Below are 15,115 nucleotides of genomic sequence, written 5' to 3' on the forward strand. Positions count from 1 at the left end.
GCGTGTGACGATTTCAAAGGCTGTTCAGGGCGGATATCAGTGGTGAAAGGGTTATTTAAGACAGGCGTTATCGTTGCGGCTGTGCTCTGTTTAAGCGGATGCGGCAGTATTATCAGCCGTACCGTGCCCGGACAGGGGCACGGTAATCAGTATTATCCCGGCGTGCAGTGGGACGTGCGTGACAGCGGGTGGCGGGTACTGACCATCCTTGATCTGCCGCTGTCACTGGTGATGGACACCCTGTTATTACCGGTGGATGCCAGTCACGGTCCTTACGAATAACTGCGATCGGAGTCGCTGTTATCATCCTCCCACTCTTGTGCCGCAGCTTCACCCTCTTCGGTGTCAAGCGGCGGCTCCAGCTGGAATTCGCCATCATCCCACTCATGCAGCGTATTTTCCGCTAACCACTCCTGACGCAGCTCCACTTCATCAAAGTCAGCATCAAAAATAGCCTGCGCACCTTCGCCACTGCGGAAAGGCAGACATTCACCCGCATCACCTTCATCTGCCAGGAACTCAGCCTGCCACATGATATCGCCATCCTGCATCACATATTTTTGCAGACCAAACTGACCGATTGAAGCTTCTTCTTCATCCACTTCAGGGTTGTTAGCGAGGAACTCCTCACGTGCAGCATCAATCGCTTCCTCTAACGTACTGTACATGCTCATCGCTCTTCTCCTTACGGGTTCATTAACTACGGATTGTTTTGATTTCAGTGAAGGATAGACGAAATCTGAGGGAGGGAAAGGGCAGGGCGGTGCAACTGGCGGGAAATAAGCCATTTTCCGCCAGCCAGGATCAGATCATCTTTTGCGGAAAGTGCAGGACGGGTTGAACAGACTCATGAATCACCGGTGCTGAGTAGCGGATACAACATTTTATACAGGGCTTCACTTTCTTAAAATTAATTCTGGCGATCGAAAGTGCCTGACTCAGATTATATAATGTGCCGATAAATATCAGCTCGTCTTTATCAGGCAAGCGTTTGCACCCCTTTCGATGGAGAAAATGATAATTGTCCTGATCGGTGCCGATAGTAACGTAATAGTAGAGACCTTTGTTCATATAATCTGTCCCGTTAGAGGTTGCTGTGTATTGTCTTTTTTATAGTTTTGGCCAGGTCTGTTAAAGGTCTGACTGTTACAAATGAAATTACCGATAATCACAAACGACTTCAAATTCCATAACGATCTATCAGTATGTTAAAAAAATAAAAAATGGAATATAAGCCAGATTTACTGAGTAATCGATTGTAAAATCAGTTAATTTTTATCGATTCATAAGCGCAGAGATATCATTAAGGCCGGCTAAATAGGATTAGGCCTGGCATGCGGAATAAATAGCGCCAAATAAAACTAAACAGAGATCGCTGCAATATTAATTAATAAAAAGCTAAAGTGAGCGTTCAGCGGTCTGCGGTGAATTAATTGGTTAGCGATTTTAACGGTAAACAGAAATAAATTATATTCCGGTTATAGTCCCATACTCCTCGCTGGCCCTGAAATATGACTGAAAGGATTCTTCTGTGCTGAGTGACTGATTTATTTAGCAGGATGTCGGGTCAGAAACGCGCTAAATGTCAGGTGAACATTTAGCGCGAACTGATTAATAACGTGAAGGCTCGCCTTCAGGGCGTGTTTTAAAGCGGCGGTGGAGCCACATGTACTGTTCGGGAGCCAGCAGGACGCCCTCTTCGACCACTTTATTCATCCTGGCGGCGGTCACTTCATCGCTTTCCAGCGTAAATTCGGCGCTGATGTCAGGCAGTATCATCAGTTCATAACCACGGCCGTCGAGCAGACGACGCGGCACAAAGGGGATAACTGCCGGTTTACCGGTGCGGATCAGCAGATGCGTGCCCACTGTCGTGGCTGCTTTTTCTACAGCGAAAAAGGGCACAAAGACGCTGCTACGCGGGCCATAATCATGATCGGGTGCGTACCAGATGATGTCACCGTGCTTCAGTGCGCGGATCATGCCTTTGAGATCTTTACGATCGATCATGCTTTTATTTGACCGCATCCGGCCTTTTACCTGCAGCCAGTCGATCAGTTTATTGTCATTGGGGCGATAGACACCAATGCCAGGATTATGGATGCCAAACATGCGTGCACCAATCTCCAGCGTCAGAAAGTGCATGCCGATGAGCAGCACGCCACGCTGACTATCTCGCGCCTGCTGGATATGCTCCAGACCCGAAGGCTTATGCCATTTGTTGATGCGCCAGTCTGGCCAGAACCACGCCATACCGGTCTCAATCAATCCCATACCGACTGATTCAAAATTGTGCTTAACCATCGCTTCGCGTTCGTTAACCGGCATATCAGGAAATGTTAATTCCAGATTACGTCGGGCGATACTGACGCGTCGCGTCATAAAACGCATCCCAATACGACCAATATTGCAGCCGAGCACATAAAGCAGGGGATAAGGAAGTAGCACCAAAAGATAAAGAGAAGCGACACCCAGCCAGGTCAGCCAATAGCGCGGGTGAAGCAGTTCTCGTGAAAACTGAGGCAACTGAGTCATGTGAAGATTAATTTTCCTGCGTCGCGCACCATGCAGTGCTGATATCTCATTGATTCACGCTATTGTGCCAGTTTTTATCGTGCGTATAAATATCACTGACAGAACGGACGACTGCAGGCTGCTGTTAAATAGCCAGATAGTGCCGGAAAAAACAGCAACCCGCGCCTGATTCCGAGACTGGTCTTTGCATCCCGGTGAAATCAGGTATCATGTGCCCGCTAAATTTCTCCTATTGATAACAGGAAAGAACACCATGCCAGTGTTACATAACCTCGTTTCCAATAAAGAGCTGAAGGCGCGCATGCTGGCTGAAACTGAGCCGCGCACCACAGTCTCTTTTTATAAATATTTCCAGATTGCCGACCCTAAAGCTTTCCGCGACGCGCTCTACCTTGGCCTGACGTCACTCAAGGTCTTTGGCCGCGTCTATGTCGCGCACGAAGGTATTAATGCACAGATCAGCGTGCCCGCCAGCCAGTATGAAAAGATGAAAGAGTGGCTGTATGGCTTTGATCCGGCGCTGAACAACCTGCGAATGAATATTGCGCTGGATGATGATGGAAAATCATTCTGGGTATTGCGCCTTAAAGTGCGCGATCGCATTGTTGCGGACGGTATCGATGACGCCAGTTTTGATGCCAGCGACGTAGGTCAGTATCTGAAAGCGGCCGAGGTTAACGCCATGCTGGACGATCCTGATGCCCTGTTCGTTGATATGCGTAACCACTATGAATATGAAGTGGGCCGCTTCGATAATGCGCTGGAAGTGCCTGCTGACACCTTCCGCGATCAGCTGCCGATGGCGGTTGATATGCTGCAGGATCAGAAAGACAAAAAGATCGTAATGTACTGCACCGGCGGGATCCGCTGTGAAAAGGCGAGCGCCTGGATGCGGCATAACGGCTTCGAGGATGTTTACCACATTGAAGGCGGTATCATCGAGTATGCCCGGCGCGCCCGTGAACAGGGATTACCGGTTCGCTTCAAAGGCAAAAATTTTGTGTTTGATGAGCGGATGGGTGAACGGATCTCTGACGACGTGCTATCGAACTGTCATCAGTGCGGCGAGCCCTGTGATACCCATGTCAATTGCGTCAATGACGGCTGTCATCTGCTGTTTATCCAGTGCAAAAGCTGCGCAGAGAAATTTGAGAACTGCTGTAGCCCGATCTGTCAGGAAGAGGCGAAACTCTCACCGGAGGAGCAGCGCGCTCGTCGGGCTGGACGCGAGAATGGCAACAAGATCTTTAACAAGTCGCGTGGCCTGTTAAACATGACCATTCCGTCACCAGTGAAGAAATAATCGTGGCCGCCTGAAGTCAGCTTCAGGCGGCTTGCTGTGTTACTGGCGCACACCTTCAACCGAGATCATCAGCTCCACTTTCTGCGAAGCTGGCCCCAGATCTTTGATAATGTTAAAATCTTTCAGTGTAATTTCGCCTTCGGCTTCAAAGCCAGCGCGGTAGCCGCCCCACGGGTCTTTGCCTTCACCCAGCATTTTTGCCTCCAGCGTCACCGGCTTAGTCACGCCATTCAGCGTGAGATCGCCGGTAATCATCAGCTCATCACCCTCTTTCTTTACTGCTGTGGATTTGAAGGTGGCCTGCGGGTTTTTGCTGCTGTTCAGGAAGTCAGCGCTACGCAGGTGCTTGTCACGTTCCGCGTGATTGGTATCGACGCTGCTGGTGTTAATGGTCACGTCAACTTTATCTGCTGCCGGGTTCTTCTCATCGAAGGTGAAGCTGCCGTCAAAATCTTTGAAGGTGCCGTAGAGCCAGCTGTAACCCAGGTGCTGAATGCGGAACTGGATAAAGGCGTGCTGGCCCTCTTTATCAATCTTATAGTCTGCGGCACCCGCAGTCATTGAGCCGAGCAGCAGGCTGGCACCGGTCATCGCCAGCAGGGTCTTCTTAAACATATTATTTATCCTTTTCAGAGGGGAAGGGGAGACGTAAACCTGACATCCGTTTTAGGGTGATATCGCGATCGATAACGTGATGCTTTAGCGCAGCCAGACCATGCAGTACCGACAGGACCACAACCGTCCAGGCCAGCCAGAGATGAATGTCGCCTGCCAGGTCTGCCTGTTCGCCTGCGCCGCTGAACAGCGCGGGCAGCGTAAACCAGTTAAATACGGAGATGGGCTTGCCATCGGCGGTGGAGATCAGATAGCCACTGATCAGAATGGCCAGCAGCAGGGTATAAAGGAGCAGGTGCGCCACTACTGAACTGATGCGCACCAGCGGGGAATAGCTGCTCAGCGGCTTTGGCGGTGGGGAAATAACGCGCCATAGCAGGCGAATGATCAGCGTCAGCAACAGAATGACGCCAATACTTTTATGGATTTCCGGCGCGTCGTGATACCAGCTATCGTAATAGCCAAGACCAACCATCCAGAGTCCTAGCGCAAACATGGCATAAATCGCCAGCGCCATTGACCAGTGCAGTAGCACAGCAACCAATCCAAACTGATGGGGTGCATTACGTAATAACATAATGTGGGTTTCATAAAGAAATAATCTGAAATAAGCATCCACATTATGAAATATAAAAGCAATCGTCCTTACGCTTCTATAAATTTTAATTTCCAGGATGAAAAGGTTGAATAAAACTGCAGCGAGATGAGCAATATTACTGAATGAGATATTTCTGGCGGGAGAGTCGTCAACGTTAAATGGCGGCAATTAACCATATGGGCGAAATAAACACTATCATTATGTCAGGAAAATTCAGTTTTCGTCAGATTATGTCAGCCGGGTGGCATCAGACTGATGCCACCCGTTATCAGAGTCAGAAACGCGAGAGGCGGAAGCGGGACAAATCAAAGGAGAACGGTTTTTGCTGTGCGAATTCCGCAGCAAGCTCGCCTAAAACGCTGGCAAATTTAAACCCATGTCCGCTGAGTCCGGTGATGACCATGCGGTCGGGTTCACCCGGCAGGGTATCGATAATAAAGTCTTCGTCCGGACTGAAATCGTAGCTGCAGGCTTCGCCATGCAGACAGACGCCGACACCAGGTAAAAACTGACGGAGAAAACCAAAGGCCTCACTGCCGTCCGCCGCTACCGTGCCAAAAGGTTTACGATCTTCAGGCTGCTGCATCAGCTGACCGCCATCATGGCGACCTACCTTCAGTGCGTTGTTATCCGCTGGGAAGCCGTAAAACTGGCTGCCATCTGCCATCTCAACCGTAAAGCCGGGGAACTGATTATTCTCGCTGTAGCGGCCATCTGCCTGATACCAGGCAAATACCTTGCGGGTAGGGGCGACCGGCAGGCCAGGAATTAATTTGCCGACCCAGGTTCCAGCGCTTATCAGCATTTTGCGTCCCCGATAGATACCATCCAGGGTGGTGACCTGCTGCAGGTCGCCATCACGACCAATCTCAGAGACCGGGCAGTTAAACAGCTGCGCACAGCCCGCCTGTTCCGCCAGCTGGATCCAGCTGCGAACCGCCTGTTCACATTTCAGAAAGCCGGACTGCGGCTCAAATATGCCCAGATAACCCTCTGGCACGTTGATTTGCGGCCAGCGCTTTCGCACTTCATCAGGCTGCATCACCTCGATATTGAGCTGCCAGCGGGTCGCACTGTCGATAACGTTCCGGATAAAGGGGGAGTGGTCAGGAGCAAGGTTAAGTACGCCGCTGCGATGCATGATGCGCTCACCGGCGCGCTGTTCCAGCTCATCCCACAGCGTCTGCGCCCGCAGAACCAGCGGAACATAATGTTCGCCTTCACCATAGGCGTGACGAATCAGCCGGCTCTCACCATGATGCGTTCCCTGATTGTGAGGAGGATGGGCGCTGTCAATCATTAATACCGATAAACCTGCCTGGGTAGCATAGTAGCCAGCCGCCGCGCCCACTGAACCACTGCCGACGACGATAAGATCATAAATCATGATAACGACACTCTAAGAGTCAGATAATCAAAAGCATACCAGAAACAGAAACGAAAAAGGCACCCCTGAGGGCGCCTCTTTGATGCGGCAGAAATTAATGCTTATTAAGAAGTCGTTCTGGTTGCTCAGCTGATTCTATCTTGGCGATGCCCGCTTCGAGGATCGAGATAAACTGCCTTGCCACATCCGTTGTCAGCCAGTAGGTCGGGCCAACATCCGCTTCTTCTTCTTTTTGATCCTGCGACGACAGCGAGTGCAGGCGGATCATCATGGCATCATAGCTATCAACGGTACTGATGTCCCAGCCCACCAGAGGATGGGTCTGGATAACGTCTTTTCTTCTGTCCATTATAACCTCCTTATTACTCGTTAAACGAAGTGCATGATGAGGTTCAATGCGGCTTTTTTATTGCGATAGCGGAACAATTATAACAGTAAACCTGGGTATCACTGTTTAAAAAATGCCGTGAACCAGCTTCTCATAGAATATTTGCGTTTGAAAGGAGGGCGTTGAAAAATAAAATGCCTGACGGGCAGGCATTTTTATCACTGTTCAATGGGCATGTAAAAGCGGGTTAGCCACGTGAGCGGGCTTAAAGTGTCGGGGTTTCCGGCACGATGCCACCGCCACGTTTTTGCAGTGTTTCTGCAAGACGGGCAAAGTGCTGCTGGAGCTGCTCATCATGGTTTTGATTTTGGGCTTCCAGCGACAGATTGTGCACCAGCAACTGACTGGCACGATCGTCAAGACAGAAAATCAGACTGGAAAAGGCATTTTCCAGCACCGTTAAACGACGCTTCTGATCACCAATCAGTGCTAACAACTCACCAAAGGTCATCGCCTCTTCCGGTTTATCAGTAGTCATGGTGTCGCACCTCCTGTTATGCGTGACGAGCGCAAGGATAGGGCATTGATCATTAAGAGTCTAGATGCAGAGAGGGGGAAGTGCGAGAGGGGAGAAAAGATAAAAAAACCGGGTGGCGACACCCGGAAAAAAGCACAGTGGCGGTTAATCAGTAATGAACCAGTCGTCAGCGCTTTCCCACGTCTGCTGCAGGATTTCGCTGATCTGGTCGCGCGTCTCTTTTCCACCGCCCAGCACGCTGAGATTGTTGGCACTGGCGTAACGTACCTTGACGTGATTGGTCGAGTCAGGGAACTGTTCGTCGATGCGGCGCGATAATTCATCGCTTAACGCTTCAATCGCGCCAGCAGGAAGAGGTCGGGTATTGGATACGGTAATTTCAACGCGCATAATAGCCTCCGGTTAAGATGCTGTATATATTTACAGTATCAATGAGCCGGAGGCAAGCAAAATTATGCGATGCGCCAGTTCAGCGTTTCACCGGCCAGGAACGGCACCAGTGAGTGGCTGCCAAGCGCAATTGACTCTGGTACCTGCCACGGCTCACGCACTAGCGTGATCGTCCCCTCATTCAGTGGCAGACCGTAAAAACGCGGGCCATTTTCAGAACAGAACGCTTCAAAATGTTCCAGCGCGTTCAGCTCTTCAAAAACGGTGGCGTAGGCGGGCAACGACGTCGGCGCATTAAATACGCCCGCACACCCGCAGCTGGCCTCTTTGAGATGACGCAGATGCGGTGCTGTGTCGGTGCCGAGGAAGACGCGCGGATGACCACTCGCCACTAATTTGCGCAATGCTTCCTGATGCACGTTGCGTTTAAGAATCGGCAGGCAATAGAGGTGCGGACGAATACCGCCCACCAGCATGTGATTGCGGTTAAACATCAAATGCTGCGGGGTAATGGTCGCGCCCAGCGTCTCATCGGCGGCGGCAACATACTCTGCGGCGTCCTGAGTGGTAATGTGCTCCATCACCACTTTCAGTGCCGGAAACTGGCTGCGCAGCGGCACCATAACCGTTTCGATAAACCGGGCTTCGCGGTCAAAAATGTCGACATGCGCATCGGTGACTTCACCATGGATCAGCAGTGGCATACCGAGCGTCTGCATCCGATCCAGCACGCAGGCAATGGACGCGATGTTGGTCACGCCATGACTGGAGTTGGTGGTAGCGTGCGCCGGATAGAGCTTCGCCGCAGTGAACAGACCGGCGGTGAAACCGCGCTCAAGCTCATCAGGATCCAGCGAGTCGGTCAGGTAGCAGGTCATCAGCGGCGTAAAGGCGTGATCGGCGGGCAGCGCCGCCAGGATGCGATCGCGGTACGCTTCACCTGCTGCCACGCTGGTCACCGGCGGCACCAGGTTAGGCATCACAATGGCACGACCATTCACCGCGCTGGTATAGGGCAGGACCGTGTTGAGCATCTCATCGTCGCGCAGATGAATATGCCAGTCGTCAGGGCGACGCAGGGTAAGTTGCTGAGGTTGTGCTGTCATCAGTGAAGCTCCGGCAGAAGGGAAACAAAAGGCGTGTTTTGGCCGGGGTCTAAGCATAAGGATTCAGGCAACCGTTTGCACCTGCTTTTTATGCCGCCAGAGAAAATCCGCGCCAGGGGCGCGGAAATCGGGATTACTGCGTAAAGGGAATAACCAGTTCGCCAGGCTTCACTTCCAGTCCTTTGGCAAATTTCTTCGCCAGCGACTCGCCTTTGCTGCGGTCTGCGCTGAGCACATAGGCGGGTTTTTGATCAAAGTAGCTTTTCAGCGACTGATTCAGATAAGGCGTCAGCGTCTTCATGATTGAGGCCATTTTTTCCGGGGCCACCTGGGCGTCAACAATCTCCAGATCGCGCAGATAAATTGCGCCCTGCTGCTGATCATAAACCGGCTGAGCACGCATTTTCAGTTGCATATCGGCCTGCTGCGGGCCAAACAGTGAGGTGACGTTGATTTTTGCGTTACCGGAGAGCGTCACTTTACCTGGTTCTTCGCGACCAATCTGACTGGTCAGATTGTTCAGCACGATGTGTGCGTTAACCAGGCCGGAAACGCCAATATCTTTCTCGTAGTTGTTGTGCTTCTGCAGCGCCTGGTTTACTTCCTGTTCGCTGATGGTGTATTGCGTCAGTTGATTACAGCCGCTGACCAGCAGCGCCATCAACAGGGCAGTCAGCCCGAAAAAAGCCTTTTTCATCGATCTTTATCCTGAATATCAGAGCCAGTAAACAGGCCATAGCCTGCCTGAATGCATGGCGGGTGTCATCAGGAAAGGGATGAGAAACGCCGCAGCGTCTCTCATCGGAGGCGGGACTAATGCGCTATCGAAGAGAGCAGATTAACCTGAGTCTGTTTGGCCATGTTATCGCGGTAGTCCGCGACCCGGCTCGGCCAGTCGATACCGGCGACCAGCGTCAGAGAGCGGAGTAGCGGGAAGAGATTAAAATCATCTTCCGATAGCTCGCCGTTTACCGCATTGGGCTGAACGATTAATTTGTCCAGTTTGCGCAGATCTTCACTCACATTCTTAATCAGCCCGGCCGAGTGGCTTTTCAGCGTTTCAAAATCACCGAGGCTCGCCTGTTTTTTGCTGCGGAAATAGTCACGCGCCTCAGGCGTAGCGAACTCGGCAAACGCCGCTTCGGCAATGCGCGGCAGCAGCAGTTTATTGACATAGCTGTTCATGTGACGCAGCCAGTCGCCAATTGCCGGGTTCAGCGCGCCGGTGATCAGCGGTGCGCCATCCTGCTGATCGACGTACTGCACGATCTCCATGCTCTCAGGCATTGCACTGCCATCCTGCTTTTGCAGAATCGGTGCCATTTTCTGCCCGATCAGTCGTTTTGGCGTCTCTTCATCGTCGTTGAGCATCACCACCAGCTCAACCGGCTTATTTTTCAGACCAAAAATCATTCGCGCTTTAACGCAGAAAGGACAATGGTCATAGATATACAGTTTCATCCTGATCTCCCGGATTTTTACAGGTTTAGTGTTTAACAGAGTGAATCAATTCATCCTGTTTTCGGGCGCGTAAAAAGTATGGAAGAGATTACCCTGCAGGGCAAACCTGCCAGCCAGCATGTGGGACTTTAGCCGGGCGAACCGACGGATCATCGCTGTGATAACAGAGTAAAATCAACCTCTTTAAAGCTAAACCACTGTAACGTTTTACCGCAGCCCAGGCGGCGGTTATAGTGAACGCCGGGTAATGACGGCTTTCACTCACAGCCATTGATTTCAGGAGTCAGGATGTTTGGCTATCGTTCTGCCGCGCCCAGGGTGCGATTAACCACCGATCGTCTGGTGGTCCGTCTGGTTCACGAACGTGATGCCTGGCGAATGGCAGATTACTATTCGGAAAACCGCCTGTTTTTAAAACCATGGGAGCCGGTGCGCGACGATAGCCACTGCTACCCTTCGGGCTGGCAGGCGCGCCTCGGGCTGATTTCCGACATGCATAAGCAGGGAACGGCCTTCTATTTTATTCTCATGGACAGCGATGAAACCGAAGTGCGGGGCGTGGCGAACTTCAGTAACGTGCTGCGCGGTTCCTTTCACGCCTGTTATCTCGGCTATTCACTGGGTGAAAAGTGGCAGGGGCAGGGGCTGATGTTCGAAGCCTTGCAGTCGGCTATCCGCTATATGCAGCGCCAGCAGCATATTCATCGCATTATGGCGAACTACATGCCGCACAACCAGCGCAGCGGCGATCTGCTGGCGCGACTTGGTTTTGAGAAAGAGGGTTACGCGAAAGATTATCTGCTGATCGACGGACGCTGGCAGGATCACGTGCTGACAGCCTTAACTCTGCGGGAATGGACGCCTGACCGGCGTGGACAATAATGAGGACGCGAGCATGAAGATGGCTTTATCAGCGCAGGCGTTGCGCGTGCTGGGCTGCCTGCTGGAGAAGCAGGTCACCACGCCAGAGCAGTATCCGCTGTCACTGAATGGCGTGGTAGTGGCCTGTAATCAGAAATCGAATCGCGAGCCGGTGATGGAGCTGAGTGAAAGCGAGGTACAGAATCAGCTCGAGCAGCTGGAAAAGCGTCATCTGATCACCGCCAGCAGCGCCGCCGGACAGCGGGTGGTAAAATATGAGCAGCGTTTCTGTAACTCTGCGTTTGGCACACTGAAACTCAACAGTGCGGAAGTGGCTCTTCTCACCCTGCTGATGCTGCGCGGGCCGCAGACGCCAGGCGAACTGCGAACCCGCAGCGGTCGTCTGCATGAGTTCAGCGATGTCGGCGACGTGGAACAGACGCTGGAAGGCTTGATGCAGCGTGACGACAGTGCACAGGTCATCCGCCTGGCGCGTGAGCCAGGCAAGCGCGAAAGCCGCTTTATGCATCTGCTGGGCGATGAAGATGATGCACATCAGGCTGCCGACGCGCCGGACGAGCAGGGCGATCTGGCGGCGCGTGTTACTACGCTGGAACAGCAGGTCGCAGCACTTCAGGCGCAACTTACCCAATTGCTGCAAACGGAGAGCTGAGATGACATTACGTATAGGCGTGGTGGGATTGGGTGGTATTGCGCAGAAAGCCTGGCTGCCGGTGCTGTCTGCGGCGACGGACTGGACGCTGGTGGGGGCGTTTTCCCCGAATCAGGCCAAAGCCCGCCCAATCTGTGACAGCTATCGCATGCAGTGCTTTGGCTCACTGAATGAAGTAGCCGCAGCCTGCGACGCGGTGTTTGTCCACAGCAGCACCGACACCCACTATGAGGTGGTCAGAGCTCTGCTGCTGGCAGGAAAAGATGTCTGCGTCGACAAGCCGCTGGCTGAAACACTGGAGCAGGCTGAAGCGCTGGTGGCGCTGGCGGAAAAACGCCAGCGTAAACTGATGGTGGCATTTAACCGCCGCTTTGCCCCGCGCTATCAGCAGCTGCAGGCGGAGATGGCTGGCGCGGCTTCTCTGCGGATTGAAAAGCACCGCAGCGACAGCGTCGGGCCACGGGATCTTCGTTTTACCCTGCTTGATGACTACCTGCATGTGGTGGACACCGCGCTCTGGCTGGGCGGCAAGCCTGTTCGCCAGGTTCACGGACGCATTGATACCAACGAGCAGGGGCAGATGCTCTATGCCGAACACCATTTCGCTGTTGAAGGCCTGGCGATCACCACCAGTATGCACCGGCGCGCAGGCAGTCAGCGCGAGCGGATCAGCGCAGTGTGTGACGGTAAGTGCATCGACATCAGCGAGATGCGCGACTGGCAGGAAGAGCGCAGTGATGGCCTGCTAATCACTCCGCCGCCTGCCTGGCAGAGCCATCTGACGCAGCGCGGCTTCAGCGGTGCAGCACGCCATTTTATTGACTGCGTACAAAATCAGACGAAGCCTGAAACCAGCGGTGAGCAGGCGCTGATGGCGCAGCGTGTGGTGGAAAAACTGTGGCGTGAGGCGACGCAGGAATAACGCCTTGTAACACTCCGTGCTGGTCATTTCCCTCCGTGGCAGTAGACTGTCGCCGGGCATCCTCGGGTGCCCGCGCTAATTCTCCTTTTTTGCCGATTCTTTTCAGGATGCGCCGTCAATTATGAATTTGTTGAAATCGCTGGCAGCGGTCAGTTCTATGACCCTGTTTTCCCGCGTACTGGGCTTTGCCCGTGATGCCATCGTGGCGCGGGTGTTTGGTGCCGGAATGGCGACCGATGCCTTCTTTGTTGCGTTTAAACTGCCCAATCTGCTGCGCCGTATTTTCGCTGAAGGCGCATTTTCTCAGGCGTTCGTGCCGATTCTGGCTGAATATAAAAGCAAGCAGGGTGAAGAGGCGACAAAACTGTTCCTGGCGTACGTCTCAGGCCTGCTGACGCTGGCACTGGCGCTGGTCACGATGGCGGGGATGATCGCTGCGCCCTGGGTCATCATGGTCACGGCGCCCGGCTTTGCCGACAGTGCCGATAAGTTTGCACTGACCAGCTCGCTGCTGCGGGTGACGTTCCCCTACATTATGCTGATTTCGCTGGCCTCGCTGGCGGGGGCGGTGCTGAACACCTGGAACCGCTTCTCGGTGCCGGCGTTTGCGCCAACCCTGCTGAATGTCAGCATGATTGGTTTTGCGCTGTTTGCTGCGCCGCATTTTCATCCACCGGTGATGGCACTGGCCTGGGCCGTGGTCGCGGGCGGCGTGCTGCAACTCGGCTATCAGCTTCCTCACCTGAAGAAGCTGGGAATGCTGGTGTTGCCGCGCCTGAATCTGCGTGACGCAGGCGTATGGCGGGTGATGCGTCAGATGGGACCGGCCATTCTGGGTGTTTCCGTCAGTCAGATCTCGCTGATCATTAACACCATCTTCGCCTCGTTTCTGGTTTCGGGTTCGGTCTCCTGGATGTACTACGCGGATCGGCTGATGGAGTTTCCTTCGGGTGTGCTGGGCGTGGCGCTGGGCACCATTCTGCTGCCGTCGCTGGCTAAAAGTTTTGCCAGCGGCAACCATGATGAATATTCCCGACTGATGGACTGGGGTCTGCGCCTCTGCTTCCTGCTGGCGCTGCCGAGTGCCGTGGCGCTGGGCATGCTCTCCGGCCCGCTGACCGTGGCGCTGTTCCAGTACGGTAAATTCACCGCCTTTGATGCATTGATGACGCAGCGTGCGCTGATCGCCTACTCCGTGGGACTGATGGGCCTGATTGTGGTTAAGGTGCTGGCACCGGGCTTCTATTCCCGTCAGGACATCAAAACGCCGGTGAAAATCGCGATTATCACGCTGATCATGACGCAGCTCATGAACCTGGCGTTTATTGGTCCGCTGAAACATGCCGGTCTGTCACTGTCGATTGGTCTGGCGGCCTGTCTGAATGCGTCGCTGCTCTACTGGCAGCTGCGTAAGAAGAATATCTTTATGCCGCAGCCGGGCTGGAGCAGCTTCCTGCTCCGCCTGCTGATTGCCGTGGTGGTGATGGCCGGCGCGCTGTTTGCCATGCTGCAGTGGATGCCGGCATGGGAACAGGGCTCCATGCTGTGGCGACTGCTGCGTCTGGCGGCGGTTTGTGCAGTGGGTGGCGGGGCTTATTTCCTGGCGCTGGGGCTGCTGGGCTTCCGGTTGCGTGACTATGCGCGGCGCACCGCTGTGTAAAGCTTGCCGCAATAAATAAATTCAACGCGCAGGGAACAGGGGCAGAGGAGGAAAGCGTCCCGCGCCATGGACAAAAACGCCGGGAGCGTTTTTGAACAACGCAACGCGTTGGCCCGGCAACGGGCGCACCTCAGCGATGAGGTGCGTAAACGCGCGGGCCGAGCGGCCAGGGATTGGCTTTAGCGTCTTTCCGATCTGCCCCTGTTCCCTGTGCAGGCTCAATTTTAAAGCTCATCATGGTGAAGGAAAAACGCACCAATAAAAAATCCCGCACCAGGCGGGATTTTTTTCGCTACTTTCCGGTTCAGGCTTTGCGACTTAACGTCGCCTGGCCTTTACCCATCCCATCCGGGCCGTAAAAGGCCTGGGTCTGATGCGGCTTCAGCACTTCAAGTGCATTTTCCGTGTAGCGGATCTGGTGTTGCAGCAGCAGGCCATTATGAACATTGGCGTCCTGCAGACGACGGGTATGCTGCTGAATGCTGTCCCAGCGGCGCGCCATGTCGTTCTGACCACGATAAGGTGCTGCTGTCGCCTGACTCTGTTCAGCGGTGCGGCGCATCTCATCCAGATAGTTCAGCGTACTGAGCAGTGCACTTTTATCTTCGGTGATGCGCTGCAACAGGTTGCTGTTAATGCTGCCCGCTGCCAGTTGCTGCTGCTCTTCTTCCAGCACCGCTGAAAGCGACGCCAGCACGTCCTGCATCTTATCTAATGTGGTCTGCAAATTACTCATGG

Annotated in this window: 19 protein-coding genes; 6 read left to right on the forward strand and 13 right to left on the reverse strand. The window is 53.5% G+C overall.

The annotated features are described in order from the left end of the window. Positions 1-69: 69 nt before the first annotated feature. Positions 70-282, forward strand: coding sequence for a YceK/YidQ family lipoprotein (locus NIM72_RS18990; RefSeq protein WP_161733850.1), 213 nt, complete (start codon positions 70-72; stop codon positions 280-282). Here NIM72_RS18990 and NIM72_RS18995 read toward each other — a convergent pair. From NIM72_RS18995 to NIM72_RS19005, 3 genes are all read right to left on the reverse strand, one after another. After that, the gene (locus tag NIM72_RS18995) at positions 273-674 is read right to left on the reverse strand and encodes a MysB family protein (RefSeq protein ID WP_013357421.1); all 402 of its coding nucleotides are present in this window, start codon (positions 672-674) and stop codon (positions 273-275) included. The two genes, NIM72_RS18990 and NIM72_RS18995, sit on opposite strands and share 10 nt — an antisense overlap. Before the next feature lie 130 nt (positions 675-804). Then, complete coding sequence (locus NIM72_RS19000) at positions 805-1,071, reverse strand: hypothetical protein (protein WP_237566701.1); 267 nt, start codon at positions 1,069-1,071, stop codon at positions 805-807. 540 nt (positions 1,072-1,611) lie between these two features. Beyond that, entirely contained in the window at positions 1,612-2,535 is a 924-nt protein-coding gene (locus NIM72_RS19005) for a Kdo(2)-lipid IV(A) acyltransferase (RefSeq protein WP_253421576.1), read from the reverse strand. A gap of 253 nt (positions 2,536-2,788) precedes the next feature. Between NIM72_RS19005 and NIM72_RS19010 the strand changes: the two genes are divergently transcribed. Then, positions 2,789-3,838: a rhodanese-related sulfurtransferase gene (locus tag NIM72_RS19010; protein ID WP_150009771.1), complete on the forward strand. Its 1,050-nt coding sequence runs from the start codon at positions 2,789-2,791 to the stop codon at positions 3,836-3,838. A 39-nt stretch (positions 3,839-3,877) separates the two neighbouring features. On the opposite strand, the gene NIM72_RS19015 is transcribed toward NIM72_RS19010, so the two are convergent. The 9 genes from NIM72_RS19015 to grxB all read right to left on the reverse strand — a co-directional run bounded on the left by NIM72_RS19015 (position 3,878) and on the right by grxB (position 10,261). Further along, positions 3,878-4,453, reverse strand: coding sequence for a YceI family protein (locus NIM72_RS19015; protein WP_253421578.1), 576 nt, complete (start codon positions 4,451-4,453; stop codon positions 3,878-3,880). Between the two features lies 1 nt (position 4,454). After that, a complete protein-coding gene (locus NIM72_RS19020; RefSeq protein WP_253421579.1) occupies positions 4,455-5,030 on the reverse strand; it encodes a cytochrome b in 576 nt (191 codons plus the stop codon). Positions 5,031-5,325: 295 nt separating this feature from the next. Beyond that, positions 5,326-6,438, reverse strand: a complete 1,113-nt coding sequence (gene solA, locus NIM72_RS19025) for an N-methyl-L-tryptophan oxidase (protein ID WP_161733815.1) — start codon at positions 6,436-6,438, stop codon at positions 5,326-5,328. Positions 6,439-6,532: 94 nt separating this feature from the next. Then, a complete protein-coding gene (gene bssS, locus NIM72_RS19030) occupies positions 6,533-6,787 on the reverse strand; it encodes a biofilm formation regulator BssS (RefSeq protein WP_013357427.1) in 255 nt (84 codons plus the stop codon). Between the two features lie 244 nt (positions 6,788-7,031). Beyond that, positions 7,032-7,304: a hypothetical protein gene (locus NIM72_RS19035; protein WP_150009763.1), complete on the reverse strand. Its 273-nt coding sequence runs from the start codon at positions 7,302-7,304 to the stop codon at positions 7,032-7,034. A 144-nt stretch (positions 7,305-7,448) separates the two neighbouring features. Next, positions 7,449-7,694: a DNA damage-inducible protein I gene (gene dinI / locus NIM72_RS19040; RefSeq protein WP_003849907.1), complete on the reverse strand. Its 246-nt coding sequence runs from the start codon at positions 7,692-7,694 to the stop codon at positions 7,449-7,451. Between the two features lie 62 nt (positions 7,695-7,756). Beyond that, the gene (gene pyrC, locus NIM72_RS19045; protein WP_253421581.1) at positions 7,757-8,800 is read right to left on the reverse strand and encodes a dihydroorotase; all 1,044 of its coding nucleotides are present in this window, start codon (positions 8,798-8,800) and stop codon (positions 7,757-7,759) included. A gap of 133 nt (positions 8,801-8,933) precedes the next feature. Then, positions 8,934-9,497, reverse strand: a complete 564-nt coding sequence (locus NIM72_RS19050) for a lipoprotein (protein WP_013357430.1) — start codon at positions 9,495-9,497, stop codon at positions 8,934-8,936. Between the two features lie 116 nt (positions 9,498-9,613). Beyond that, on the reverse strand, positions 9,614-10,261 hold the full coding sequence (gene grxB / locus NIM72_RS19055) for a glutaredoxin 2 (RefSeq protein ID WP_161733809.1): 648 nt from the start codon (positions 10,259-10,261) through the stop codon (positions 9,614-9,616). 288 nt (positions 10,262-10,549) lie between these two features. Between grxB and rimJ the strand changes: the two genes are divergently transcribed. From rimJ to murJ, 4 genes are all read left to right on the forward strand, one after another. Continuing rightward, complete coding sequence (gene rimJ, locus NIM72_RS19060; protein ID WP_150009757.1) at positions 10,550-11,143, forward strand: ribosomal protein S5-alanine N-acetyltransferase; 594 nt, start codon at positions 10,550-10,552, stop codon at positions 11,141-11,143. A 13-nt stretch (positions 11,144-11,156) separates the two neighbouring features. Then, positions 11,157-11,795, forward strand: coding sequence for a YceH family protein (locus NIM72_RS19065; protein ID WP_161733805.1), 639 nt, complete (start codon positions 11,157-11,159; stop codon positions 11,793-11,795). 1 nt (position 11,796) lies between these two features. Further along, positions 11,797-12,717, forward strand: a complete 921-nt coding sequence (locus tag NIM72_RS19070; RefSeq protein WP_222924198.1) for a Gfo/Idh/MocA family protein — start codon at positions 11,797-11,799, stop codon at positions 12,715-12,717. A gap of 121 nt (positions 12,718-12,838) precedes the next feature. Beyond that, complete coding sequence (gene murJ, locus NIM72_RS19075) at positions 12,839-14,377, forward strand: murein biosynthesis integral membrane protein MurJ (protein WP_161733801.1); 1,539 nt, start codon at positions 12,839-12,841, stop codon at positions 14,375-14,377. 304 nt (positions 14,378-14,681) lie between these two features. Here murJ and flgN read toward each other — a convergent pair whose 3' ends face one another. Beyond that, a complete protein-coding gene (gene flgN / locus NIM72_RS19080; protein ID WP_161733799.1) occupies positions 14,682-15,113 on the reverse strand; it encodes a flagellar export chaperone FlgN in 432 nt (143 codons plus the stop codon). Positions 15,114-15,115: the final 2 nt, after the last annotated feature.

The organism is Pantoea sp. B550, assembly GCF_024158165.1.
Lineage (GTDB): Bacteria > Pseudomonadota > Gammaproteobacteria > Enterobacterales > Enterobacteriaceae > Pantoea > Pantoea alfalfae.